Raw genomic sequence first — 25,204 nt, forward strand, 5'->3', positions numbered from 1 at the left:
AGAGAGCATTTATCAGCTGGCATTATATTTAAGAAGAACTAACCTCTTCCATAACACTGCCTTGTATCAGCTTTCGGACCTCAGCATCTTTCCCTTCATGAAGGAGCTCAACAATCTTACTTCCAACAATGACGCCATCACAATTCGTACTAAGATCCTGCGCCTGCTCTACACTCGATACACCGAAGCCAGCTAATACTGGAACCGAACTATGTTCTTTTAAAATCTTTAAATAGGCTTTCACATCATTACTATGCGCCTTCCTTGCTCCAGTTGTTCCTAGGACAGATACGGCATAGAGGAAACCTTCCGACCTTTTAGCGATTGCTACAATTCTTTCGGTAGGACTTGTCATCGCAACGAGTCGAATGAATGCAATATCATTTTCTGTTAAGCTACTAGCCACCATACCTTCCTCTTCCATCGGTAAGTCAGGAATAATAACCCCATCAACTCCTGCATTTGCACAGTCCTTTGCAAAACGCTCTATCCCGTAAGTGAAAATTGGATTGATATAAGTCATTAGAATAATAGGGACAGAATGATTTTCTTTAATTGCTGCGACCGTTTTAAAAACTGCTCCTAAAGAAGTACCGTTTTTTAATGCCCGGGTACCAGCGGCTTGAATCGTTGGGCCGTCAGCTACTGGATCAGAGAACGGAATTCCTAACTCTATTGCAGCGGCGCCACTTTGGGCTAAAAAGTTGATTCGCTCTTCTAAAATATCTAATCCACCATCCCCAGCCATGATATACGGAACAAATAGATTATGCCCCGCTTCAAGCTTTTCGTTAAAGCATTGATTAATTCGCTCTTTACCCATCTTAATCTCCTCCCAATCTTGCTTTTACTTGTTCGACATCTTTATCGCCACGGCCGGATAGGCAGATTACTAATGAATCATCGGGTGTTAATTCTTTTGCTAATTTCATTGCATAGGCAACAGCGTGTGCACTTTCAAGTGCAGGAATAATGCCTTCTGTTTTTGATAAAAATTGAAATGCTTCTAGTGCTTCATCGTCTGTAATGGAAGCATAGGTTACACGCTTCGAATCATGTAGATGACTGTGTTCAGGACCGACCCCAGGATAATCAAGTCCCGCAGAAATGGAGAATGCTTCTTCAATTTGTCCATGCTCATCTTGTAATAAGTGTGATAAGGTTCCGTGTAAAATACCCAGTTTTCCTTTTGTAAGGGTTGCAGCATGTTTATCCGTATCTACTCCAGCTCCAGCGGCTTCAACACCATAAAGCTTCACTGGTTCGTCTTCAATAAAAGGATGGAACATGCCCATGGAATTGCTTCCACCACCGACGCATGCAACAATAGCGTCAGGGAGTTTTCCTGTTTGTTCTAGTATTTGTTTCTTAGTTTCTTTCCCAATAACAGATTGCAAGTCTCGAACTATTTTGGGAAAGGGGTGTGGTCCGACAGCAGACCCTAGTATATAGTGGGTATCATTTACATGACTGACCCAGTAGCGTAGAGCTTCATTCGTAGCATCCTTTAATGTTCCACTTCCACTAGACACACCACGAACCTCCGCACCTAATAACTCCATACGGAAAACATTGAGTTTTTGCCTACGAATATCTTCTTCTCCCATAAAGACAACACACTCAAGTCCAAGCAGGGCACATACTGTTGCGGTTGCTACACCATGTTGACCTGCACCAGTTTCTGCAACTACTTTCTTCTTGCCCATTCGTTGAGTAAGAAGGCCTTGCCCGATGGTGTTATTGATTTTATGGGCACCAGTATGGTTTAAATCTTCGCGTTTTAGATAAATGGTTGCACCACCAAGCTTCTTTGTTAGTTGCTTTGCAAAATAAAGGGGTGTTTCTCTACCGACATATTGTTTTAAATAATCGTTTAATTCCTTTATAAATGATGGATCATTAATAGCCTCACTATAGGACTTTTCCAATTCCAATAAAGCTGGCATTAATAATTCGGGTACAAATTGTCCTCCGAATTTCCCATAACGTCCCTTTTCATCTGGCATTGTATAGGTTGTCAATGAAATCATCCTTTCTAGTATGTTTTGCTTCTTGAATAAAACTTCTTATTTTATCGTGATCTTTCTTATTATCTGTTTCAACACCGCTAGAAACATCTACACCGGCTGGACGAACTGTATGAATTGCTAGCTTTACATTCTCGGGAGATAGTCCGCCTGCTAAGATAATTTTGTCATGATTAAGGGACAGAGAATCAACACTTTTCCAATCAAATGCTGTCCCATTACCCCCGCGGTATTTTCCTTTTGGGCTATCAAGTAATACATAATCACAAGGGTAGGATTGTAGTTTTAAGAAATTCTCTGGTTCAACGGAAAAAGCCTTAATTATTTTATATGGTAAACGTTCAGCTACAGCAGCATCCTCATCGCCGTGTAGCTGGATATAATCCAAACCAACAAGTTCGGCAACTTTTATTATTCTATCAATCGATTCATTTACAAAAACACCAACCTTATTGATGTGAGTAGGAAGCGACTTTACAATACTAGCGGCAGATTCAGGGATAATAGTCCGCGTGCTCTCTGCAAAAACAAAACCAATAAAGTCTGCACCTGAGCGGACAGCGACATCAGCTGCTTGTTTTGTTTTTATTCCGCATATTTTAACGAGCATATGTTATTTCGCTCCTTTCACTGGTAGAGCGACTTGTAGTTCCTTAAATGTCTCACCAATATCAGAAGTCTCCATCAATGTCTCACCAACTAAAATTGCTTTAGCACCTACATTACTTGCACGTAAACAATCGGCTTTTGTTTTCATACCACTCTCGCTTACTAGAATGGTTTCTGTATTGGTTACCATGGAAGCGAGTCTTTCTGTTGTTGCAATGTCAACTTCGAATGTCTTAAGATCTCGATTATTAATTCCAATTAAAGCTGGATTTAATGCTAATGCACGCTGCATTTCTTCTTCATTATGGACTTCAACAAGTACTTCTAAATCTAAGTTCTTCGCGTACCTAAAGAGTTCCGTTAATTTCTTGTCGTCTAAGGCTGCAACAATTAATAGAATGATATTTGCACCAGCAGCCTTTGCATGGTCGATTTGTACAGAATGAATGATAAAATCCTTACATAGGATAGGGAGGTTTACGGCTTTCCGAACTGCACGCAAGTCATCAATCGTACCATTGAAAAAAGCTTGATCTGTTAACACCGAAATCGCTGCTGCACCTGAAGCTTCGTATTGCTTTGCTTGTGTGACAGGGTCTACATTCATATCTATGACACCCTTCGATGGGGAGGAACGTTTAATTTCTGATATGATACGGATCGTGTCGGAAGCGTCAACCAGTTGCTTAAACTTTGGAACACGCTTATACTCAATTTGATCAAACGTTTGTTTTAATAGTTCTTCTACCTCTTTTCTTTTTTCTGCTAAGATTTTATCCAGAATTGTCATTTAATGCACCTCGCTTGGAATTTTCTTGCTATATTCTATTAGATTTTCTAATTTACTTAACGCTGCACCAGATTCAATGCTTTCCCTTGCTATGTCAATTCCATCTAGAATGGTTTCTGCCTTTCCGTTAGTAAAAATACCGACGCCAGCATTTAAAAGGACTGTGTCATAATAAGCACCTTTTTTACCTTTAAGAACATTTTGTAAGATTTCGGCATTTTCAACCGCATTGCCACCACGAATTTCATCTTTTGAAAAATAAGGTAGCCCGACATCTTCAGGACGTAGTGTAAAAGATGTAAGCTCACCATTATCAAGGAGTACAAGGTGATTTTCTCCAGCAAGTGTTGCTTCATCCATATTACCTGCACCATTTAAAACAACTGCTCGTCGTCTACCTAATTTTTGTAGAGACTCTGCAAGCATTTCAAGCATATCTTTACGATAGACACCTAGTAACTGAGAATCTAGTGAAATTGGATTCGTCAGTGGTCCGATTACATTAAATACGGTAGCAATGCCGAGATCCTTTCTTACTTTGGTAAATGGCTTTAAAGCATGATGAACATTTGGGGCAAATAGAAATGCGATTTTGTTTTCATGTAGTAATTCTTCTACATGGGCTATTGATAGTGTCAAGGATACGCCTAATGCCTCTAATACATCCGCACTTCCAGATTTGCTTGTAATACTGCGATTCCCATGTTTTGCAACGGTAATCCCAGCACCAGCCATTACAAAAGCTGATGTGGTACTAATGTTGAAGCTATAAGACTTGTCGCCACCAGTACCGCAATTATCGATTGCACCGGGGATAGGGGGAATGCTGAATGTGGATTCAGAGCGAATAACGTCGACGATGCCTGCAATTTCATCTGCTGTTTCCCCCTTGGCTTGTAGTGCGGTTAGTAAAGCTGCAATCTCTGAATCAGTTGACTCCTCTGATAGACAATATTTCGTAGCACCTTTCATTTCTTCAAAACTTAAATCCTCACGACTAATTAACTTTTCAAGATAATGTTTCACTTTACCTTCTCCTTTCTAAATTCTTTAATAAAATTTTGAATGATGTGCTTTCCTGCCTGAGTACCAATTGATTCGGGATGAAATTGAACACCATAAACGGGATACCTTTTATGACGAATTGCCATGATTTCTCCATCGTCGTTTGCGGTTGAAGTGACTTCAAGTTCATTCGGTAAAAAGTCTTTGTCAATGACGTAAGAGTGATAGCGCATGACTTCAGGGTTATAAGGTAGTGCCTGAAATAGTTCGCTTCCATCATGACTAATTGTTGACGTTTTCCCATGCATGATTGTTTTTGCTTGCTTTAGTTTTCCACCTAGAGCCACTGCAATTGATTGATGACCTAAACAAATTCCTAGGATTGGAATCGATTGATAGAAAGATTGAATGAGTTTGATGCATATCCCAGCATGGGCGGGTAATTTTGGACCAGGGGAAATGACAATTGCCTCAGGTTTTAGATTCTCGATTTTCGGGAGGCTAATTTTATCATTACGAACAACCTTAACTTCTATATTCTCCTCAGAAAAATATTGATATAGGTTATACGTAAAAGAATCATAGTTATCAATTAACAAGATCAATTTTGTTTACCTCCATTAATGATTTGGCCTTATTCAACGTTTCCTCGTATTCCGCCTCAGGTATGGAATCATAAACAATTCCAGCTCCAGCTTGTAAATAGGCTTTCTTATCTTTTATGACGAGAGAACGGATGGCTAATGCGATATTCATGTCATGATTAAAGTTTATAAATCCAATCCCACCCGCATAGACACCTCGCTGTTTCTCCTCTAATTCATTGATGATTTGCATGGCACGAATCTTGGGTGCGCCGGAAACTGTCCCGGCAGGCAAACAAGATATGAGTGCATCAATACTGGAATAATCAGCTTTTAATATTCCTTTTACTTCGGATACAATGTGCATCACGTGTTGATATTTTTCTATTTTCATATAGGTTGGTATTGTAATCGTACCAATTTCACAAACGCGTCCAAGATCATTTCTGCTTAAATCTACTAACATACGATGCTCTGCAACTTCTTTCTTATCATTTAAGAGTTCGTTCATTAATAATTCGTCTTCTAGCGGTGTTTCTCCACGAGGTCTTGTTCCAGCAATGGGATTGGTAACGATAGCTTTTCCTTGTGTTTTTACGAGACTTTCAGGAGAAGCGCCTAATAGGACGTAATCCTCGAAATCGATATAAAACATGTAGGGAGATGGATTTGACTTTCTTAGCTTTTGATAAAAATCAAAGGGATCTCCCTCTATAGCTGCTGTCATTCGCTGTGATAAGACGACTTGAAAGATGTCCCCTTGTTGAATATACTTCTTTGCGGTTTCTACTTTTTCTTTAAAAGCATTTGCTGATATTTCGTGTTCAAAATGAATATTACTTTGTTCAAATGCTGTTTTAGTTGGTGTGTTTTCTAAGGTCTCATTTAGAATTTGTAGTCTTTTCTGAAGCTGGGATTCGGTTTGCCCGTCAGGATTTGTCACGATTAAAGTAATTTGGTTATTCGTATGGCCGAAAACAATAATATCTTTATAAAGCATGAAATGAATATCTGGCATATTCATTTCATCAGGTAAGTTTTTCCCAATATATTCAAATTGCCGAATTGCATCATACCCAACATATCCGATAGCCCCACCGTAAAAGGGGAGGGGGAGGTTCATGTCGATCATTGGTAAATGCTCCTTTAAGTAATGAAGTGCATGTAGACCCATGCTTTCTTTGACTCCGTTTTGTAGATCGATACATGTTGTTCGGTTTTCAGTCCCGATAATCTCCTGATAAGGATTAGAACCAATAAAGGAATATTTCCCTTTTTTCTCATGCTGAAAGGTACTCTCAAGTAAGAATTTTTTCGTACCTGGTAATTTACGAAAAATATCAGTTGGTGTTAATGAATTAGCATTTCGTTGAAGAGATTTATACTTCATGCTTCAAACCTTCCTTCTTATTCGTAGTAATAGCGATTAAATAAAAAAGTCCTCTATAGACACAAGAAATATGTGTCTATAGAGGACGATTGGACCGCGGTGCCACCTCTGTTGAAAAGAAATATCCTTTTCATCTTTTTCAGATACGGGTTTCTTTATCAATAAAGAAACCGATACCCTATCCGTATAACGTCGGAAGTCCGTTTTTCCCTACTATGCTTGATTCAGGAAATCTCTCGTAAGTCCATTCGAGCAACATTTATGTACTGGATTCCCACCATCACCAGCTCTCTTTAACATATAAATAGTTGTCTACTACTCTTACTCAATGATTTATGTTATGAAATTTTAATACAAAAAAGCCCCTCATCCGAAAAAGGACGAGGGACCGTGGTACCACCTTTATTAGCTGAAAAACAGCTCACTTTCGTAATATCAAGCAATGCTTAATATTTGTCTCGGGTAACGATGAGACTATTCGCCAAAGCCTACTGCATAAAAAGTTATGGTTCAGTTTGGAAGCTCAGAAGCCCATTCATCTATCCGTTCACACTGGTTTCCACCAACCACCAGCTCTCTATTGTGCCTTAAAATAGATTACTCTTCTTCTTCATAGCCAATTCATAATTAATTTATTGATGTTTATATTAGAATAGTCTGAAATAAAAGTCAAGCGTTTTTCAGAATTTATTTTAAAAAAAGACAAGATGGAGTTTATTAATCAAACGAACGTTTGAACTAATTTTTAATACGAAGTAAATTTATCGTCAATCGAAATACGGTTTTTGCTTGCAGGGGCTTCATCGAAATATCCAAGATGAATAAACCCTATTATTTTTTCATTCTCTGCAACATGTAAGATTTTCTTTACCTCTTGATCATAAATATGGGGATTTGTTTTCCACACAACCCCTAAATTCTTTTCCCATGCTAAAAGCCAAAAGTTCTGAATCATGGAGGATGTAGCCCCAAAATTTTCATCCCATTGTTTAGGGATATCAGATTCCTCCATGATGATAACAAGTATTGCGTTGGGCTCGTTTAAATAATTCTCTCTGTTTTCTCTTTTTTCCTCTGGATATGTCTCAGCTACTTTTCTCGCAAAATCAGGTAATCTGTCATGACCAACAAAAATGAAACGCCAAGGTTGACGCATCCCATGTGTTGGTGCCCAAATTGCTGTATCTAATAGTTCACGAACAGTTCCTTCCGTCACTTCCTTATTTGTATACCCTTTCTTTACTGATCTACGCTCACGGATTACTTTTGCTAAATTACTTTGTCCCATTCTGTCACCCCTATATTAAATGAAAATGATTATCAGTAAATTCTAATTGATAACGATTGATAATGCAACCACTTGTATGAGCGAGAGAAAGAGTTAAAGTTCATGTTTTTGTAAAAAAGCTTCACTTTGGATGTGAGGAATATCACACCCCTATTACTAGTGTAGTAGTGTAAGATAGATATTGACAGGGGGAGTAACAGTGACATTTTATGATATTCTCGTTTTTATTCATATTTTTTCTGCTATCATAGGAATGGGGCCTGGGCTGATAATGACTTTTGTTGTTACAAAGGCGAAACCTACAAATATGACGGAGCTAAGACATGCTTTCGCAATACGTAATTCCTTACATATTCTTACAATGGTTGGTGGAACACTACTACTTATTACGGGGATATGGATGGGATTTATAAATCCTTACTGGTTTTCACAAGGATGGTATATGACGAGTTTAATTCTATTTTTAGTGGCATTAGCATTTGGACCATTTCTTTTAAAACCTAGATCAATACCAATAAAGAAATTATTGAAGGAATATCAAGGAGAAGAAATACCAGAAACGTATTATCGATTATCTAAAAAACTATTTAAAGCGGAACATATAGAAAATATAATTTTTATTATTATTATTGCCCTTATGATAACGAAACCATTTTAATTGAAAGGATTAATCTCTCTTAGGAAATTTAGTATATGAGAGGTGTTAAATGAGAATAAGTTATATTTTAGATATACTACTACAAACAATCTACTTAAGTAATATCTAAAAACCATTGATGCTAATTGTCTCTAAAAAGGTCGTCGTGCCATTCATTGAACAAGTTAAGTGAATGGCTGAAGAAAAATAAAAGTAGAAATCCTATTCTCCATTCATAGGATTTCTACTTTTCTAGTTGTAATATTCTTCTAAAGTAATGCCCTCTGACATGATTTCTTGTGCAGTTTTGTTCCCTACATAACGAAGATGCCATGGCTCATATTGATATTGTGTGATATCTTCTTTACCTTCAGGAAATCGAATGATAAAACCAAAGTCAGCTACATGTTCTTGAAGCCAAATTCCTTCATCTGTATCCCCAAAATCAGTATTTAAGTCAAAAGAAACATCAGGGCTGGTTACATCCATTGTTAAACCGGATTGATGTTCACTTTCACCAGGTCTTGCACTAAAAATATTTGCTTCTTCTTCCCCGTGATTGCTTACATAATTCGCGAAAAGAGACTTTTGCGTTTCATAGGAACGATACCCAGATTGGGCATATAACTCCAAACCGGCATCGTCAGCAGCAGCAAAGAGTTCCTCCAATGCAGTAGCTGCAACTTGTCGCATCTGTTTTTTCGGGACATCATCCTCATAAGGGAAACGAACATTTGGGACAACTAAATCTTCTGGAATATAATTCTCTGGTAATGCTTGTTCTTTATTAATTAAAGCTAATTGATCGTAAGGGTTACTGATAACTGGAATCCCAGTATTTGTTGTTACTTCCTGGTCAGGAAGTAGTAGCCCTAAGCCGGCTTCAATTACATGATTATTCTCTATAAAGGACTCTAAAGCTTCCTTCGTTTCTGTATTATAAACACCAAGTGCCATTAAATTCTCATGCTGTAGCTGAAAGTCAGTAATAGCCCAGGTTGTCATTTCATCATAGATACCATTTACGTCTATCGTATAGCCGATTTCATTCAAAGATTTTTGTAATAGCTCTACTTGATCTCCTTGGTCTTTCTTCTGTAGTTCTACTTCAGGAGCTACGATGCTATCTTCTGTGTCAACTGGTTCCTCTTGTGTAGTGATCGTTGTTTCTTTTTCCGTATTTTTATCATCAGAGTCTTTGCCTAAATCTTCAAATGAACATGCTGATAGGAAAAATAGTATTAAAATGAAGCTTAAAATTAAAATAGACTTCTGCTTTTTCATGAGGTATTTCTCCTTTATTTTCTCTTAAACACTTGCTTTATTGTCTACCTATCTTCTCATAAATTTATGTTATTGAGCAACACAATAATGTATACAAATTATTCCAATTTATCTCAAAATTTGGTATAATAAAAGTGAAGTGAGTATGGGGAGGGAGAGATATAAATGAAAGCGCAAATAGAATTGGGAATAGGGGATATTATAAAAACGTTAGATTTCTCGGGAGCGGTTTTGGTGAAAAGTGGGGGAGAAACCCTTTACGAATCAACAGGTGGCTATGCAAACCGTTCCGAGAAAAGAAATAATACATTACTTACTAGATTTGGAATTGCATCAGGATGTAAGCTGTTTACTGCTGTTGGTATTGCAATGTTAGTAGAAAGTGGAAAATTAACCTTTCAGACAAAGCTAAAAGATTGTCTAGATATCAACTTTCCAAATTTCGATGAAAAGATTACCATTCATCACTTACTGACACATAGCTCAGGAATAGCCGATTATTTTGATGAAGAGGTTATGGACGACTTTGAGGAGCTTTGGGAAGAACTGCCTATGTATAAAATGAATAATCTAAGTACATTTTTGCCATTGTTTCAGGACCAAACGATGATGTTTTCGCCAGGGGCAAGATTCCATTATAATAATGCGGGATATATTGTGTTAGGGCTAATCATTGAACAAGCAACTGGTATGACATTTACAGATTATATAGAGACGCAAATCTTTAAGAAAATTGGAATGAATAGCTCAGGATATTTTTCGTTAGATCAGCTGCCAAAAAACACTGCTACCGGATATATCGATGGTCAAGATGGTTGGAAAACAAATGTATATTCCATTCCTATTAAAGGAGGAGCAGATGGTGGTGCATTTGTAACGGCACCTGATATGATTACATTTTGGGAAGCTTTATTATCGTATCAGCTTTTAACTGAAGACACGACGACATTGTTACTTACACCTCACATTGAAAGTGATGAAGATGAATATTATGGCTATGGAGTCTGGATTGATAGAAGGGGGGACGAAATTTTAAAATACCATATTATGGGTTACGACCCAGGGGTAAGTTTTCATTCGGCCTTTTACCCAGAAAGTGGTGTAAAACTTGTTATCCCCTCTAATAAAAGTGAAGGTGCGTATGATGTCATGTTAGAGATAGAAAAATATATTATGTAAAAAATACGCTAAGGTTAGACGATGGAAAAAGCTAACCTTGGCGTATCTTTTTAGTCTAGCTCTAGTGGTCCAGCTATTGCTATGAAATAAGATTGCTCAAAACGAATTCATTCTATGTGAACAATTATACAACTCTTATTTTAGTAACAAAGGGAAATTATGTTGTTCATTAAACGTGCCTTTTAACCAAAATCTTTTAATAACTTGAAGCTGTTTGCTTTGAGCATTCATACTTCATCCTCAAAAACTCAAAACGACTTCCATTTGTATCTTGCATGAAGGTCTTAACGGATTCAAAGCCTGCCTTTTTGTAGACCTTTATGGCTCTCTCGTTAAAAGTAGCAACTGAAAGCGTTATTTCCTTGGAGTTATAGTTTGATATTGCATAACTTAGTCCAGCTTTAAGAAAATCCAAACCCATACCCCTACCAGTTAATTCAGGTTTCATTCCCAAGCCAATATCAACGGATTTGCCTTCATTTGCAAAATAAAAAAATCCGATTTCTTCATTGCCCTTTTTGACGATATAATATTTATCTCCACGTTCTTGAGGGTTCAAAAGTTCAGCTAGATCGTCCTCATCAGCCGAAAAATTATAAAAAGAATATTTCCCTTCATAGTGCCAGTTTGATGCAATATCTTCTGCTTGCTCTTGTGACATCTTATTGAAACTATACTCCATGATAACCCTCCAATCATATCTTTAAAACCCTCTGATCTTCCAAATGGGGTTCGATTATTGAATAGTTACAATCCAGGTTGGCAACGTAATTGTATCAAACTTTTTTATCATCCACGCGCTACTTGGGTGCAGTCCTTTCGTCGCTATACGGGAGCTTCCGCCTGAATGGGAGAACGAACGCCAGAATAAGAAACAGAACCCCCGAATAGGTGATTGAGCAAGTTAAGTCATTATTTTTCTTCAAATAGTTTACAAATCTCTACGATGACGTTTGTTGCTTTTTCCATATTATCAACGGAAATATATTCAAATTTCCCATGGAAGTTTTCTCCGCCTGTAAAGATGTTCGGTGTAGGCAGTCCCATATAAGAAAGTTGTGAACCATCTGTACCACCGCGGATTGGTTCAATAACTGGTTCAATATTCAAATTTTTCATTGCTTGGCTAGCGATGTCGATAATTTCTTTTACAGGTTTAATTTTCTCACCCATATTGTAATATTGATCGTTTAATTCTAGCTCTATATTAGCTTCACCGTATGTTACCTTCATTTCGTTTACAAATTTTTGAACAGTGGTTTTACGTTCTTCAAATTTCTCTTTATCATGATCTCGAATAATATAGTAAACTTGTGTTTTCTCAACGTCACCATTAATGGAAATTAAGTGATAAAATCCTTCGTAACCTTCCGTATTTTCAGGAGCTTCCTGTTCTGGAAATTTGGCTACAAACGCTGTTGCTAATTTTCCAGAGTTAATCATCTTATTTTTCGCAGAGCCAGGATGGACACTACTTCCTTTAAATGTGACCTTTGCTGCAGCTGCATTAAAGCTTTCATACTGTAATTCGCCAAGCGGGCCGCCATCAACGGTATACGCATAGTTAGCATTAAAACGTTTCACATCAAACTTATGTGGACCACGTCCGATTTCTTCATCTGGTGTAAATGCAACACGAATACGACCATGCTTGATTTCTGGATGCTGAATGAGGTAGTTCATTGCTGTCATGATTTCAGCAATTCCTGCTTTATTATCTGCTCCTAGAAGGGTTGTTCCATCTGTAGTAATTAAGGTATGACCTTTGTAACTAGGAAGTTCAGGGAATTCCTTTGCTGATAAGATGATATTTAGTTTTTCATTTAACGTAATATCGTTCCCGTCGAAGTTTTCAACAATTTGTGGATTTACATTTTTTCCAGTGAAATCTGTTGCTGTATCAACATGGGCCAAAAATCCAATTGTTGGTACATCCTTATCAGTGTTAGCTGGTAACGTTGCCATTAAATATCCGTTTTCATCTGCTTCTACATCTTCCATACCGATTTCTTTTAACTCATCTATTAGTACATTAATTAAATTAAACTGCCCTGGAGTCGATGGCGTTGTATCCGAGTCTTCATTTGACTGTGTATCAATTTTTACATAGGTTGTAAATCGTTTTATGATTTCATCTTTCATTGTGGTGTCGCTCCTTTAATGGTTTACCAATATTTTACCATATTTTGTTCTGAGAATGTACACATGGAAAGGGGAAGATGCCACTAATAGGGCCAAGCGGCTGGGGATTTTTTTCTTTGTCTATTCCAAAATATCGATGCGTCACTTTTGCCGGACTTTTTGAGGATTATCTATTAAGAAAAGACGTTAATTTATCTACAAATGTTTTAAAAACACAAGAAAAGGAATAGTACTCGTGTAAGCAACTATATTGGGAGGGAGAGATTTTATAATGAAAAAAGCATTATTTACAGCTCATGCGACAGCTAAAGGTGGACGAGGTGGCCATGTAAAATCAGATGATGGGTTACTTGATCTAGATTTAGTGATGCCAACGGAAAATACTGATAAAAAAGGAACAAATCCCGAGCAATTGTTTGCTGCAGCGTATTCGTCCTGTTTTGATGGAGCGCTGAATTCAGTAGCTTCAAATAAGAAAAAAGCGATTGATTCAACAACAACTGCTGATGTAAGCTTCTTGAAAGATTCAGATGGCGGAGGATTTAAAATTGCTGTCACGTTAAATATTGAAATTAAAGGTGTTAGCCCGGAGGAAGCTGAGGAATTATCCGAGGAAGCACATCAAGTTTGTCCTTATTCAAAAGCTACCCGAGGAAATATTGATGTTGAATTAAAACCAAAGGCCATTTAAAAATAATTAGGATCTATTTAAAATGCAAAACAACTAATTAACAACGTTTAGGACACTAAAAAGGAACCAATAGGATTATCGTAAGCATCCAATTACCCACCCGAATGTGTGGGATGATTGGATGCTTATTTTTCCTTTTCAGCGTGCTAGTAAGATGAATTCACATGTTCATGTTGGAGTATATTAGCCATACGTATCTGGTTATCTTGTAAACTATTTTCGTTTCGTTTATTTACCCTTTAACCTGATTTGCTGTGATATTTACATTCGCCGAAAATGGTCTGGCTAAGCCCCTGCTTTCAAAAAAGCCCCTAATATTAAAGGATTTCGTCATACAAATGTAGAATGATAAAAGAAGATAAAGGAGTGTTTTCTGATGATTAGACAAGCTGTGCTTACTGATGCGGCTGCACTTGCTAACGTGATTCAACAAGTTGAAAGGGAAAGTCAATATATGTTGTACGAGGCAGGAGAAAGAGACGTATCTGCCGAAAAGCAATGCAATATGATTAAAGCTTTATCAGGGAAAGAAAATTCAGGTATTTTTGTGGCGCTTGAACAAGACATGCTCGTTGGTTACCTATTGGCAATTGGAGGAAATACAAATAAAAACAAACACAGTGCATATATCGTTATTGGTATTATGCAGGAATTTACGGGCAGGGGGATCGGAGCGGAGTTATTTAAAGAACTTGAAGCATGGGCAGAAGGGCATATTCATCGTCTAGAATTGACGGTTATTACAGATAATATCGCTGGCGTAAAACTGTATGAAAAGGCTGGATTTCAAGTGGAAGGGACTAAGAGAAATTCATTATATATGAATGGAAGATTTGTGGATGAATATTATATGAGTAAAATTTTGGAGGGATAGGAATGTCTTATATTATGATGGTAGACCAGTTACAAGATAGATTAAAACATGACAAATCTAATCTCGTTCTTGTAGATGTAAGATTTGAACTCACAGACCCTGATGCAGGAAGAGAACGATATGCAGAAAGCCATATTCCAGGAGCTGTTTATTTAGATTTGAATAGAGATTTATCAGGGCTAGTTAGAAAACACGGTGGTAGCCATCCACTGCCAGATTTCGATGTGCTAGCAACTAAACTTGGTAAGGTTGGTATTGATAATGAAACGACGGTTGTTGTATATGATCAAGATAATGACATGTTTTCGGCACGATTCTGGTGGCTTCTTCAGTATATGGGTCATGAAAGTGTTTATGTATTAGAAGGTGGTTACAATAAATGGATTGAAGAGGGGAATGATGTAACGAGTGAATTTCCCGTTATTCAAGAAAAGGGATTTAAGCTAAAGCTAAGTGAGTATGAAATTGTAACGATGGAAGAAGTAAAAGCAAATATTACGGATAAAAAAGCTATTTTAATTGACTCGCGGGCAAGAGACCGATATTTAGGTATAAGTGAGCCCTTGTATCGTAAGGCAGGACATATTCCTGGAGCGGTTAACTATTTCTGGAAAGATGTCTACACAAAAGAAGGCGGGTGGAAGAAGAAAGAAGATATTGAAAAGCATTTCACACCTCTTTTAAAGGATCATGAAATCATTGTCTCCTGTGGTTCTGGTGTATCTGCGTGTCCGAATATTATTGCTTTAAAAATAGCGGGCTATAAGAATGTGAAACTATATCCAGGAAGTTTTAGTGATTGGATATCTTATGAAAATAATGAGATAGAAGAAAGTAAGGAATAGAGGGTTATCTAAAGAGGTAGAAAGGACCTCCAAAACCATTCAGTTATGGGGATCCTTTTCTCACATTACAATTTGAATGTCTTCAGTTCTTCTGTTAGTTGATCCGCAAGCGCTAAAAGCTGATCTGCACTATGTGAGACCTCTTCCATCGAACCTGCCGTCTGTTGTGCTGAAGCTGCAGCTTCTTCGACACCGGCTGCCGATTCTTCTGATACAGAGGCAATGTCCTCGATTGTTTGATTCATATTGTTACTGTTATCGGCAATGTTTTTTAAATTGGAGGATATAGTAGATATCTTTCCAACCATTGTTGTAACAGCGTGATTGATCGTTTCAAAGTTCTTACCAGTAGCTTCAATCTGATTCTTTCCTTCATGTACCTCATGATAACCAGTATTCAATGAAGAAACTACTTGTGTTGTTTCTGCTTGAATATTTGTTACTATCGTTCTGATCTCTTCAACGGATGAGGCAACCTGGTCGGAAAGTTTTCTTACTTCATCCGCAACTACAGCAAATCCCTTCCCATGTTCTCCAGCCCTAGCAGCTTCAATAGCAGCATTTAGGGATAAGAGATTTGTTTGATCGGCAATTCCCTTAATTACAAGTACGAGTTTAGAGATTTCGGCAGACTGCTTATCCAGCTTTTGTACCTTATTAACAGCTTCAGAAACAATGGTGTCTATCCGTTTCATTTGATTCACGGATTCTTTCATTAAGGTAGTGCCATCTGTTGTCAATGCTAGTACCTCTTCTGAATTTAATACGATTTCCTTTCCATTCTGCTCTGATTGGAGTACAGTCTGTAAAAACGTATTCATATTTTCTGCTAAATCAGAGGCTCCGTTTGCTTGTGTCTCAGCTCCGGAAGACAGTTCTTCCATCGTACTTGCGATTTGCATGTTGCCTTCCCGAACTTCTTTTGATGAGTTGTTTAATGCACCGCTTCTTTCGGATACAGATTTCGCAGCATCTGTAACCTTTTGTACAATGTTATGCATGTTTTCTTTCATTAGATTAATTGCTGCAGCTAATTGCCCAATCTCGTCCTTTCCGTTATATTTCATCGAATCCCCACTAAGATTTCCTCTTGAAACTTCTGAAGTTATCTTCACTAAGTTAGTTAGGCTTAACCTGATTTTTCGACTGATTAAAGCCATAAATAATGTACCAATAATAATTACGGAAAGATTAGAGAGTATTAAAATAATTGTACTGTTAGCCATGCTTGACGAAGTAGAGGCAACGGTTTTAACTTGCTCTTCCTTTATCGTCTCTATTAGTTGAGTAGCCAGTTCACTTGTTTCTGTTCTTAAATTAGTTGAGTAATTTCTTTGGGATGTTGCATAAACAGTCCGGCCTTCTTCAACGGCTGGAACCATTTTTTCCAATAGTATGTCATCCATACTCTTATCGTTCGTTACAATTTGTTCTAAAATCGCCTTCTCTTTATCTGTGCTTAGTTTTGGTTCTAGATTGGCGAAATAGGTTTTAATTTCTTCTGAGTAAGTATGATAGGATTCAATAAAAACGGTCCTTTGCGTCAATAAATAATCAGAAATCTGTACATCTTTTAATTGAATAAGAGAAATGACCTGATTCATATCGTTCACAAGATTGTTCTGCTCTTCTATTGACTCCATATCTTTTTGCATACTATGTAGTTGTAGAAAGACAATTGCACTTCCCATTAGGAAAAGAGTAATGGTGGTAAAAAAGGCAATTAAGTATTTATTGCTTATCCTTATATCTTTCCAATTGAAAGGTATATTTTTCTTGCCTTTTTTCTTTCTAGCTATCTTTTTCATGATGACCTCCCCCTTTTGTTGGATAAATATTGCTAAATTTCTGTGTAATTATACCTAATTTTACATTATTTTTTGTTTTTTACAAAGACTTTTGTAAAAAAACTATAAATATTCTTCTAATTTAGTAAAAAGTAAAACTTAGACGACTTGAACGAATGTTAGTTATCTAGTAGAATAGCAAATTGTGTTTGTCTATAAATATAAGAAAGGTGTTTGATATGGTGTATTCGGCCTTCTTACAAGAAGAGAAAACGAAAGGTGAATTACAAGAGGAGCTTGACACCTTAGAGATCCAACTATTCCGTATGCAGAACAACATGAAAGAAATTGCAAAGGAATCAGAAATCGTTAGTATTGACCAAGTAAGAGATGATAATTGGGTTATTATTTATGCGAATAAAGATGATAATTCTCTTCAGTTAATGCTACATGATTGCAGAAAGCCTTATCGTGGAAAATGGCATTCTGCAATTCAGGCGGAATTTAAAAATGATAATACATTGCACATTGCAGATATAAAAGGTGAAAAGAATCAAGGTTATGGATCAGTTTTAATCAGTCATTTAAAGGAAATGGCTGGAGAAGAGAATATTCAGTATATAACTGGTGATATCGCAAAAAGAGACGCCGATCATTTTGACAGATTGGAGTATTTCTATAAAAAGCATTATTTTAATGTGGAGATTGACCATGAGAAGAAGTGCGGAGGAATTATTTGGAATGAAGGTTAAGTTTTTTGGGGCTTGAAAAAAGTGGTTTTATTAAGGTGAAATCGCTATCCTTCAACATTTTCCATTACAATTCAAATTAGTTCGAAGTTTATATCAAATCCGGAATTAATATTTAGTTATGCTTAGCCTTTATTTTTGGGTATTGACTCCTTGAACTTTTTAAAATAAAATAAAAATAATAAAAGGAGGTGGGTTTGATGAATTTTACTGGTAGTGGCATGACGAAGATAAAAGCATATCTTGCTATTCGTTATGCAATTTTTGCGGCATTTTTTGTTAAAGGGATAAGTCTGTCCTTTTTTAGAACAATTTAGCGCAAAAATACCAGTAAGAGACATCTACCTACGAACGGATTTTAGACGTTGGGAGACACGCTCTCCTGACGTCTTTTTGGTATGTGAAAAAGTATGAAAATTCCGTACGTGCGTTAGTGCAACGAAGGCTGCCACTTAAAAGGCTTGGCTAAGCCTATGTTTTCTAATATTGGTAAAATGTCTCTTCTATAACGGAGGAAGAGAAAATGATTGTTTGTAGCATGCAAAAAGTAGCGCAAATGTATGGAGGAAACACGATATTTAGTGATCTCTCCATTGAAATGAAGCTAGGTGAGCGTATCGGCTTAATTGGAAGAAATGGTGAAGGAAAGACAACGTTATTACATCTTATTGCTAGGCAAGCAGAGCCCTCATCAGGAACGATTTCTTGGAAAAAAGGCTTAACGGTTGGGTTATTGCAACAAATGCCGGATGTTGAAGGTGATAAAAATGTGGAGAGTATCCTTTATGATGTATTTACTTCATTAAATGATTTACGAATAAAGATGACGAATTTGGAACAAAAGATGTCTGTAGAAACCAATCCAGAAAAACTAACACGTTATGTAGAACGATATAGTGAATTACAAGAAACCTTCCAAGAAAAAGGCGGCTATGAAGTCGATGCCGGGGTAAGAAGGATAACGCATGGACTGCAAATAGCTGATCTTGTTGACAAAGAGTGGGCCCAGTTGTCAGGTGGTGAACGGACAAAGGTTGGCTTAGCTAGTCTGCTTTTAAAGGCGCCAGAGTTATTATTGTTGGATGAGCCAACAAATCATCTGGACTTCTTGGCTATTGAATGGTTAACGGATTTTATTAAGCAGTATGAGGGCACGGTTATTATTGTGTCCCATGATCGCTACTTTTTAGATGAAACGGTGACATCGATTCTAGAATTAGACCAGGGTGAATTAATAAAATACCATACAAACTATTCGAATTACGTAAAACAGAGAGAAGAACGATTGTTGAATGAGTTCCAGCAATTCAGGGACCAACAGAAGAAGATTAAGAAAATGAAGGAGACCATTAAGCGCTTAAAAGAATGGGCAAATCAAGCCAATCCACCAAATGCTAGTATGCATAGACGAGCGAAAAGTATGGAAAAGGCATTAGATAGAATCGAAGTAAAAAAACGTCCAATACTAGAACAGAAAAAGATGAACCTTGATTTTCATATGAATAAGCGAAGTGGAAAAGATGTCATTATAATGGAGGAAATCTGTAAGCAATTTGATGAGAAAAGGTTATTTGATAACTTGAACCTTCATGTTAGATTCCAGGAGCGTATTGCCGTTGTAGGTGTAAATGGAACTGGTAAATCAACAATACTGAAGATGATTTTAGGACATGAAGACCCCGATAAAGGTACCGTTAGACTGGGTAGTAATTTATCGGTTGGAGTGCTATCGCAACATATGTTGGAATTGGATAGTGAACAAACGGTTCTGGATGAATTCAGGGAGCATGTTCATGTTACGGAAGGTGAAGCACGAGGAATCCTTGCTACATTTCTTTTTTATGGGAATACAGTATTTCAGAAAGTGAAAAGCCTAAGTGGTGGAGAAAAGATGCGTTTACGTTTAGCGGAACTGGTTTATCAAGACCATAATTTATTAATTTTAGATGAACCTACCAACCATCTAGATATCGAGTCCAAAGAGGTATTAGAAGATGCCTTGGAGCAATTTGAAGGAACAATCGTTGCTGTATCCCATGATCGGTATTTTCTAGATCGTATATTTCCTATAACATATTTATTGACTGAGCAACGATTAACAAAGTTTGAAGGGAATTTTACATTTGCTAGGGCAAAATGGAAGGAAGGGGATTGCTAAAGTTTAATTCCAAGATTGACCTATGATAAACTCTAGGTATTACAGGCGAAAGGATGTAAGCAAATGCAAAATATCATATTAAATAATGGTCTCAGCATGCCACAATTAGGGTTTGGTGTATGGAAAGTGCCCGACGATGAGGCAACACCAGCTGTTAAGAAGGCACTTGAAGTTGGGTATCGCTCTATCGATACAGCAATGATTTATGGTAATGAAGTTGGGGTAGGAAAAGCAATTGCAGATAGCGGTATTCCTCGCGAAGAACTTTTCATAACGACAAAGGTGTGGAATAGTGACCATGGTTATGACAATACATTAAAGGCATTTGATACAAGTCTTGAAAAACTAGGACTTGATTATGTTGATCTATATCTCATTCACTGGCCAGCGCCTAAATATGATCAATATGTGGAAACATACAAAGCGCTAGAGAAGCTCTATAAAGATGGACGAGTAAAGGCAATTGGTGTTTGTAATTTTGATACGGAACATCTTGAGCGTCTTCTAAATGAATGTGAAGTTGTCCCAGTCGTTAACCAGGTGGAATGTCATCCTTATCTGCAACAAAAGGAACTGAAGCATTTCTGTCTGGAACATAATATAATTGTTGAAGCTTACAGTCCATTAATGAATGGTAATGACGTATTACATGATGAAGTAATTAAGGGAATCGCTGGAAAACATAAGAAGTCAGCAGCCCAAGTAATTCTCAGGTGGCACCTGCAATCTGGAGTAATAGTCATTCCGAAATCAGTAACACCATCTAGAATGGAAGAGAATTTAAATGTATTTGATTTTGAATTAAGTAATGAGGAAATGGATAAAATTGCTGCATTAGATCGGAATATGAGAAATAATAGCTTGCCGAGTGAAATGAACAGAAGATAAATTAAAAGGAAATCAGACGTTCAATGTATGGCTGGTTTCCTTTTTTTAATAAAATAGTGGCATTTTTATAGAAAATTGAGTAAACTATTGCTAATAAGTTCTTCTATTTTGAAAGGAGTGATGTTTTATGACTGTAAACATTAATCAAAATATAAAAATCAAAACAACATTACAAACATCGAAATGGAGGAACAGTCGGTATAATTGACTTTTCCTCCAATTAATAGGAGGAAATTTAATTTGAATAAGCTTCGAAAATTAGGTTGGAGCAGTACTAATGAAGACCAGGATACACAACTGATGGCGCGTGTGACGACTGTACAGAAAAATAGCTACCGCATATCTGATGGTGAGATGGAATTTCTTGCGCATGTGAGTGGGAAGTTCTTAAATGATGCAGGTTCATCACTTGATTTTCCCGCGATAGGTGACTGGGTGGAAGTGAAGAAATTAAGGGATGAAGGGAAGGCTGTTATAAATCGTGTCCTTCCACGTAAAAGTAGGTTTATTCGTCAAGCAGCTGGAGAAGTTACAGAAGCACAAATTGTCGCCGCAAATATAGACACGGTGTTAATTGTAAATTCACTAAATCATGATTTGAACGTACGTAGAATAGAACGGTATATTTTATCTACGTATGAAAGTGGAGCAATGCCAGTTGTTGTATTAACGAAAAAGGATGAATGCACGCAAAGAGAAGTGGATCAAGCAATTTCCCAAGTGGAAGAGGTTGCGATTGGTGTACCGATTATTGCGATTAGTAGTGTAAGTGGAGAAGGCATGGTTGATTTGCTCGAACATTTGCCAATTGGACGAACAGCCGCGCTGTTAGGTTCATCAGGTGTTGGAAAGTCTACGCTCGTAAATACACTCCTTAGTAGTGAAGTTCAGGAAACAAAAGGTATTAGAGAGTCTGATAGTAGAGGTCGTCATACCACTACCCACCGTGAAATGTTTATGCTTCCTAATGGGGCATTAATTATTGATACACCTGGAATGAGAGAACTGCAATTATGGCAAGGTGAATCAGCGATAGATACTACTTTTCAGGATGTCGAACAATTCACTGACAAGTGTAGGTTTACTGACTGTAAGCATGAAACCGAACCAGGCTGTGGTGTGAAGGCAGCTATAGGAAATGGTGAGCTCACCAAGGATAGATTTCAAAGTTATGTAAAGCTTCAAAGGGAATTAGCGTACGAGAAACGGAAACAAGATCAAAAAGCGAAGTTAAATGAAAAGAATCGGTGGAAACAGGTTAGTAAAGATTTGAGAAGTAAGTATAAATACAATAGGTAATCGAAGCCTTGGTAGTAAGAAGCGTCCTCAAAAGTTGAGAGAGTAAACTTTTGAGGGCTTTTTATAGAGAGAATACGGTGGATATCCCGAGAAAAAGCACCCCCTACATCGGGCATTAGCCCATACCACCAAATACGCGCTTCACAGCCTCTTCAAATTCCTTGAAGTATCCAGGAATCTCATCATCTTTCAAACCAGTGTACATATTTTTGGCGATTGACTCGTTATACCATTTCTGTTTATCTGGCCCTGCATTAAACTTCCTCCAAATAGTATCACCTTGTTCTAGAAGGTCCTTTTCTAATCCAAGTAGATTATCAAGCTTGTCGGCGACGATTAAATATTTTATTTCTTTATCAGCAGATTTAATTGTATCAATGGTAAGTTGCTTTCGTTCTTTCCATGATTTGGTTTTGTCTTCCGTATGAGCCGCAACCAACGTAGCAACAGCAGGACCGAATTCTCTATCGATATCATCAATGTTAAAAGGCGTATCTTCAACAACATCATGTAAGTATGCTGCACATACTAGTTCATCACTGAAATTACAATCCTTTAATCTCTGTGCAACTCGAATGGGGTGTGTGATATAAGCATCATTTGAATTCTTTCTTGTTTGCCCCATATGTGCATTGGTTGCAAATGCTTTTGCTTTTTCAATCATTTCCTTACCTCCCGCCTTGTTTTACTAAACATACCATACATTCAGTCACTTGAAAAAGCCGCCTATCTTACATTCACTTCACTTCCATTTAGAAGGTGAAAAGGGTAAACTTAAAGGTAATAATAAATTAAAACTTGGAGGTACCTCAAGGATGGAAAAAGGCATCAATCAGCGTAAAACAGAACATATACGTCTATGTCTAACAGGCAATGTAGAGGGTGTAAATAAATCTACTGGTCTGGAAGGTATTCATTTTATACATAATGCTCTACCGGAGATTAGCTTTGATGATATTAATATCAATACCAACTTTTTGGACAAGACGTTAAAGGCACCGTTTTTAGTAAGTTCAATGACAGGTGGTTCGGATTTAGCGATAACTATTAATCAAAATTTAGCTATTGCTGCAGAAGAGAAAGGCTGGGCACTTGCAATTGGTTCAACACGAGCGTTTCTTGAAAGTGACAAGTATGAGGATTCATTCTTGCTTCGTAAACATGCACCGAATACACCACTAACGGTTAACCTTGGTGCAGTTCAACTAAATTATGGTTATGGTCCAGAAGAATGTCAGCGTATTATTGATAAGACGAACGCGGATTCAATTGTCCTACATCTAAACAGTTTGCAGGAAGCTGTTCAAGATGGGGGAGATTTAAACTTTGAAAATCTGTTACCAAAGATAGAAAAAATCTGTAAAACATTAGAAGTACCTGTCGGAGCAAAAGAAGTAGGTTTTGGAATTGATGGTACCGTTGCTGAAAAACTTTACAATGCTGGAATAGCATATATTGATGTGGCTGGTGCTGGTGGTACATCATGGAGCCAGGTTGAAAAGTTACGTTCGAGAGACCCACTTAGAAAAGCTGCTGCAGAGGCATTTAATAATTGGGGAATACCAACAAAAGACTGTTTGGTATCTGTTAGAAGTCATCTTCCTGAAGTACCTTTAGTTGCAAGTGGAGGTATGAAGACAGGGGTTGATGCTGCTAAGGCAATTACGTTAGGAGCGGATATGGTTGGTTTTGCACGGCACTTACTAAAAGCAGCAACGGAATCACCAGAAGCAGTAATCCAAACAATGGAGCAACTTGAACTTGAATTAAGAATGACAATGTTTGGTATTGGTGCTAAGACAATTGAAGAATTAAAAAATACAAAACGCGTTAGCATTATGGGAACGTCTTTATTAGAGGAAAACAGTTAACATTGGTTAGCTGTTTTCTTATTGGCGGGTATTCGCTGATAAATGCAGAACCTGCGTAAAAATGATTTGCCGCTCACTGTCCCCATAAATCAACATTACCCGCCCATATAATACTAGCATTGCCTGGTATTCCATTTATTTACATGTAGCATATCTTGTTATTCGCACAAACTACATGACATACATTCTAAGCACATCATTTTTCGTTAAAAAACTGCTATGCTACAATAATCTCAAGTAAAGGTGGTGTTTATAATGAAAATTGAAGTTTGGTCAGATTTTGTTTGTCCATTTTGTTATATTGGTAAAAGAAGATTGGAACATGCCATGGAAAAGTTTGCACATCGTGACAAAGTAACCGTGGAATATAAGAGTTATCAACTAGATCCGACAGCGAAACATATACCAGGTAAGGACTATTATGAAACATTCTCTGAATTAAAAGGAATACCGCTTGAACAGGTGAAAGTCATGAATCAGCAAGTAGCTGAGCAAGCAACAACGGTAGGATTAACCTATCATTTTGATACGGCGAAGTATGCAAATACATTTGATGCACATCGAGTTGCGAAATTCGCAGAAACAAAAGGTAAAGGAAAAGAAATCACGGAAAGATTCCTACATGCATATTTCACTGAATCAAAACTTATGAGTGACCACCAGACATTGGTTGAACTTGCTGGTGAAGTTGGTTTGAACAAAGAAGATGTTAAGCATGTACTAGATGCTAATTTACACGCAAAGAATGTTCGAGAAGACATTAATGAAGCACGTCAAATTGGGGTCCAAGGTGTTCCGTTCTTTGTATTTAATGAGAAATATGCAGTATCAGGTGCACAACCAGAAGAAGTATTTAGCGAAGTACTTGAAAAAGTCTGGGAGGAAGAAGCTAAGAAACCGGTTCTTCAATCCTTAAATCCTAATAAACAAGGGACATCGTATTGCACGGATGATGGATGCGAAATAAAAGAATAAATAGGGAAACTAACCATTTTACAAGTAGTGATAAAATGGTTAGTTTTTTATTTTCAGCGATCAAAAGCGAACGCCAAATTTTCTAATAAAAAAAACAATTAATGTAACCTATATAGGCTTGTTTTTATTGAC

General features: G+C 37.2%; 25 protein-coding genes and 2 other annotated features. Of the genes, 12 read left to right on the forward strand and 13 right to left on the reverse strand.

The window, feature by feature from the left end; translation table 11 throughout:
• Window positions 1-28: 28 nt before the first annotated feature.
• The 8 genes from trpA to D8M05_RS06290 form a co-directional block, all read right to left on the reverse strand.
• Window positions 29-823: a tryptophan synthase subunit alpha gene (trpA, locus tag D8M05_RS06260; protein ID WP_121129754.1), complete on the reverse strand. Its 795-nt coding sequence runs from the start codon at window positions 821-823 to the stop codon at window positions 29-31.
• Between the two features lies 1 nt (window position 824).
• Window positions 825-2,021, reverse strand: a complete 1,197-nt coding sequence (gene trpB / locus D8M05_RS06265) for a tryptophan synthase subunit beta (protein WP_121129756.1) — start codon at window positions 2,019-2,021, stop codon at window positions 825-827.
• Window positions 1,996-2,637, reverse strand: a complete 642-nt coding sequence (locus tag D8M05_RS20525; RefSeq protein ID WP_245985220.1) for a phosphoribosylanthranilate isomerase — start codon at window positions 2,635-2,637, stop codon at window positions 1,996-1,998. The genes trpB and D8M05_RS20525 overlap by 26 nt, the downstream gene beginning before the upstream one ends.
• Before the next feature lie 3 nt (window positions 2,638-2,640).
• Window positions 2,641-3,426, reverse strand: coding sequence for an indole-3-glycerol phosphate synthase TrpC (gene trpC / locus D8M05_RS20530; RefSeq protein WP_245985222.1), 786 nt, complete (start codon window positions 3,424-3,426; stop codon window positions 2,641-2,643).
• On the reverse strand, window positions 3,427-4,452 hold the full coding sequence (gene trpD, locus D8M05_RS06275) for an anthranilate phosphoribosyltransferase (protein ID WP_121129758.1): 1,026 nt from the start codon (window positions 4,450-4,452) through the stop codon (window positions 3,427-3,429).
• Complete coding sequence (locus D8M05_RS06280) at window positions 4,449-5,036, reverse strand: anthranilate synthase component II (RefSeq protein ID WP_121129760.1); 588 nt, start codon at window positions 5,034-5,036, stop codon at window positions 4,449-4,451. Before D8M05_RS06280 ends, trpD begins: the two co-directional genes overlap by 4 nt.
• On the reverse strand, window positions 5,020-6,405 hold the full coding sequence (gene trpE, locus D8M05_RS06285; protein WP_121129762.1) for an anthranilate synthase component I: 1,386 nt from the start codon (window positions 6,403-6,405) through the stop codon (window positions 5,020-5,022). The genes D8M05_RS06280 and trpE overlap by 17 nt, the downstream gene beginning before the upstream one ends.
• A gap of 78 nt (window positions 6,406-6,483) precedes the next feature.
• Window positions 6,484-6,743, reverse strand: a binding site (T-box leader).
• Window positions 6,744-6,778: 35 nt separating this feature from the next.
• Window positions 6,779-7,028, reverse strand: a binding site (T-box leader).
• Window positions 7,029-7,150: 122 nt separating this feature from the next.
• On the reverse strand, window positions 7,151-7,693 hold the full coding sequence (locus D8M05_RS06290) for a nitroreductase family protein (RefSeq protein ID WP_121129764.1): 543 nt from the start codon (window positions 7,691-7,693) through the stop codon (window positions 7,151-7,153).
• 199 nt (window positions 7,694-7,892) lie between these two features.
• Between D8M05_RS06290 and D8M05_RS06295 the strand changes: the two genes are divergently transcribed.
• Window positions 7,893-8,351, forward strand: a complete 459-nt coding sequence (locus tag D8M05_RS06295) for a DUF2269 family protein (protein WP_121129766.1) — start codon at window positions 7,893-7,895, stop codon at window positions 8,349-8,351.
• A 231-nt stretch (window positions 8,352-8,582) separates the two neighbouring features.
• Here the strand turns inward: D8M05_RS06295 and D8M05_RS06300 are convergent, their stop codons facing one another.
• Entirely contained in the window at window positions 8,583-9,614 is a 1,032-nt protein-coding gene (locus tag D8M05_RS06300) for a D-alanyl-D-alanine carboxypeptidase family protein (protein ID WP_121129768.1), read from the reverse strand.
• Between the two features lie 165 nt (window positions 9,615-9,779).
• Here D8M05_RS06300 and D8M05_RS06305 point away from each other — a divergent pair, with 165 nt between their 5' ends.
• Entirely contained in the window at window positions 9,780-10,793 is a 1,014-nt protein-coding gene (locus tag D8M05_RS06305; RefSeq protein ID WP_121129770.1) for a serine hydrolase domain-containing protein, read from the forward strand.
• A 196-nt stretch (window positions 10,794-10,989) separates the two neighbouring features.
• Here the strand turns inward: D8M05_RS06305 and D8M05_RS06310 are convergent, their stop codons facing one another.
• Together D8M05_RS06310 and pepT are read right to left on the reverse strand one after the other, a co-directional pair.
• Window positions 10,990-11,475 carry a GNAT family N-acetyltransferase gene (locus D8M05_RS06310; RefSeq protein ID WP_121129772.1) on the reverse strand — a complete coding sequence of 162 codons (486 nt, stop codon included), beginning with the start codon at window positions 11,473-11,475 and terminating at the stop codon, window positions 10,990-10,992.
• Window positions 11,476-11,705: 230 nt separating this feature from the next.
• Window positions 11,706-12,935, reverse strand: coding sequence for a peptidase T (gene pepT / locus D8M05_RS06315; protein WP_121129774.1), 1,230 nt, complete (start codon window positions 12,933-12,935; stop codon window positions 11,706-11,708).
• Between the two features lie 271 nt (window positions 12,936-13,206).
• Here pepT and D8M05_RS06320 point away from each other — a divergent pair, with 271 nt between their 5' ends.
• The 3 genes from D8M05_RS06320 to D8M05_RS06330 all read left to right on the forward strand — a co-directional run bounded on the left by D8M05_RS06320 (window position 13,207) and on the right by D8M05_RS06330 (window position 15,345).
• Window positions 13,207-13,626: an Ohr family peroxiredoxin gene (locus tag D8M05_RS06320; RefSeq protein ID WP_121129776.1), complete on the forward strand. Its 420-nt coding sequence runs from the start codon at window positions 13,207-13,209 to the stop codon at window positions 13,624-13,626.
• Between the two features lie 376 nt (window positions 13,627-14,002).
• Window positions 14,003-14,500 carry a GNAT family N-acetyltransferase gene (locus D8M05_RS06325; protein ID WP_121129778.1) on the forward strand — a complete coding sequence of 166 codons (498 nt, stop codon included), beginning with the start codon at window positions 14,003-14,005 and terminating at the stop codon, window positions 14,498-14,500.
• 2 nt (window positions 14,501-14,502) lie between these two features.
• A complete protein-coding gene (locus tag D8M05_RS06330) occupies window positions 14,503-15,345 on the forward strand; it encodes a sulfurtransferase (protein WP_121129780.1) in 843 nt (280 codons plus the stop codon).
• A gap of 65 nt (window positions 15,346-15,410) precedes the next feature.
• Here the strand turns inward: D8M05_RS06330 and D8M05_RS06335 are convergent, their stop codons facing one another.
• Window positions 15,411-17,153, reverse strand: coding sequence for a methyl-accepting chemotaxis protein (locus D8M05_RS06335; RefSeq protein WP_121129782.1), 1,743 nt, complete (start codon window positions 17,151-17,153; stop codon window positions 15,411-15,413).
• 218 nt (window positions 17,154-17,371) lie between these two features.
• Here D8M05_RS06335 and D8M05_RS06340 point away from each other — a divergent pair, with 218 nt between their 5' ends.
• The 5 genes from D8M05_RS06340 (at window position 17,372) to rsgA (ending at window position 22,226) form a co-directional block, all read left to right on the forward strand.
• Complete coding sequence (locus D8M05_RS06340) at window positions 17,372-17,884, forward strand: hypothetical protein (protein WP_121129784.1); 513 nt, start codon at window positions 17,372-17,374, stop codon at window positions 17,882-17,884.
• 197 nt (window positions 17,885-18,081) lie between these two features.
• On the forward strand, window positions 18,082-18,198 hold the full coding sequence (locus D8M05_RS20725; RefSeq protein ID WP_281271896.1) for an RAxF-45 family protein: 117 nt from the start codon (window positions 18,082-18,084) through the stop codon (window positions 18,196-18,198).
• Window positions 18,199-18,404: 206 nt separating this feature from the next.
• Window positions 18,405-20,039, forward strand: coding sequence for a ribosomal protection-like ABC-F family protein (gene abc-f / locus D8M05_RS06345; protein WP_121129786.1), 1,635 nt, complete (start codon window positions 18,405-18,407; stop codon window positions 20,037-20,039).
• A 63-nt stretch (window positions 20,040-20,102) separates the two neighbouring features.
• The gene (locus D8M05_RS06350) at window positions 20,103-20,927 is read left to right on the forward strand and encodes an aldo/keto reductase (RefSeq protein ID WP_121129788.1); all 825 of its coding nucleotides are present in this window, start codon (window positions 20,103-20,105) and stop codon (window positions 20,925-20,927) included.
• 240 nt (window positions 20,928-21,167) lie between these two features.
• Window positions 21,168-22,226: a ribosome small subunit-dependent GTPase A gene (rsgA, locus tag D8M05_RS06355; RefSeq protein ID WP_121129790.1), complete on the forward strand. Its 1,059-nt coding sequence runs from the start codon at window positions 21,168-21,170 to the stop codon at window positions 22,224-22,226.
• A gap of 115 nt (window positions 22,227-22,341) precedes the next feature.
• Here rsgA and D8M05_RS06360 read toward each other — a convergent pair whose 3' ends face one another.
• The gene (locus tag D8M05_RS06360) at window positions 22,342-22,890 is read right to left on the reverse strand and encodes an HD domain-containing protein (RefSeq protein WP_121129792.1); all 549 of its coding nucleotides are present in this window, start codon (window positions 22,888-22,890) and stop codon (window positions 22,342-22,344) included.
• 151 nt (window positions 22,891-23,041) lie between these two features.
• On the opposite strand from D8M05_RS06360, the gene fni reads away from it, so the two are divergent.
• Both fni and D8M05_RS06370 read left to right on the forward strand, forming a co-directional pair.
• Window positions 23,042-24,097: a type 2 isopentenyl-diphosphate Delta-isomerase gene (gene fni / locus D8M05_RS06365; RefSeq protein WP_121129794.1), complete on the forward strand. Its 1,056-nt coding sequence runs from the start codon at window positions 23,042-23,044 to the stop codon at window positions 24,095-24,097.
• Between the two features lie 255 nt (window positions 24,098-24,352).
• Window positions 24,353-25,072 carry a DsbA family oxidoreductase gene (locus D8M05_RS06370; RefSeq protein WP_121129796.1) on the forward strand — a complete coding sequence of 240 codons (720 nt, stop codon included), beginning with the start codon at window positions 24,353-24,355 and terminating at the stop codon, window positions 25,070-25,072.
• Window positions 25,073-25,204 lie beyond the last annotated feature (132 nt).

Source organism: Oceanobacillus bengalensis, assembly GCF_003628445.1.
Taxonomy (GTDB): domain Bacteria; phylum Bacillota; class Bacilli; order Bacillales; family Amphibacillaceae; genus Oceanobacillus; species Oceanobacillus bengalensis.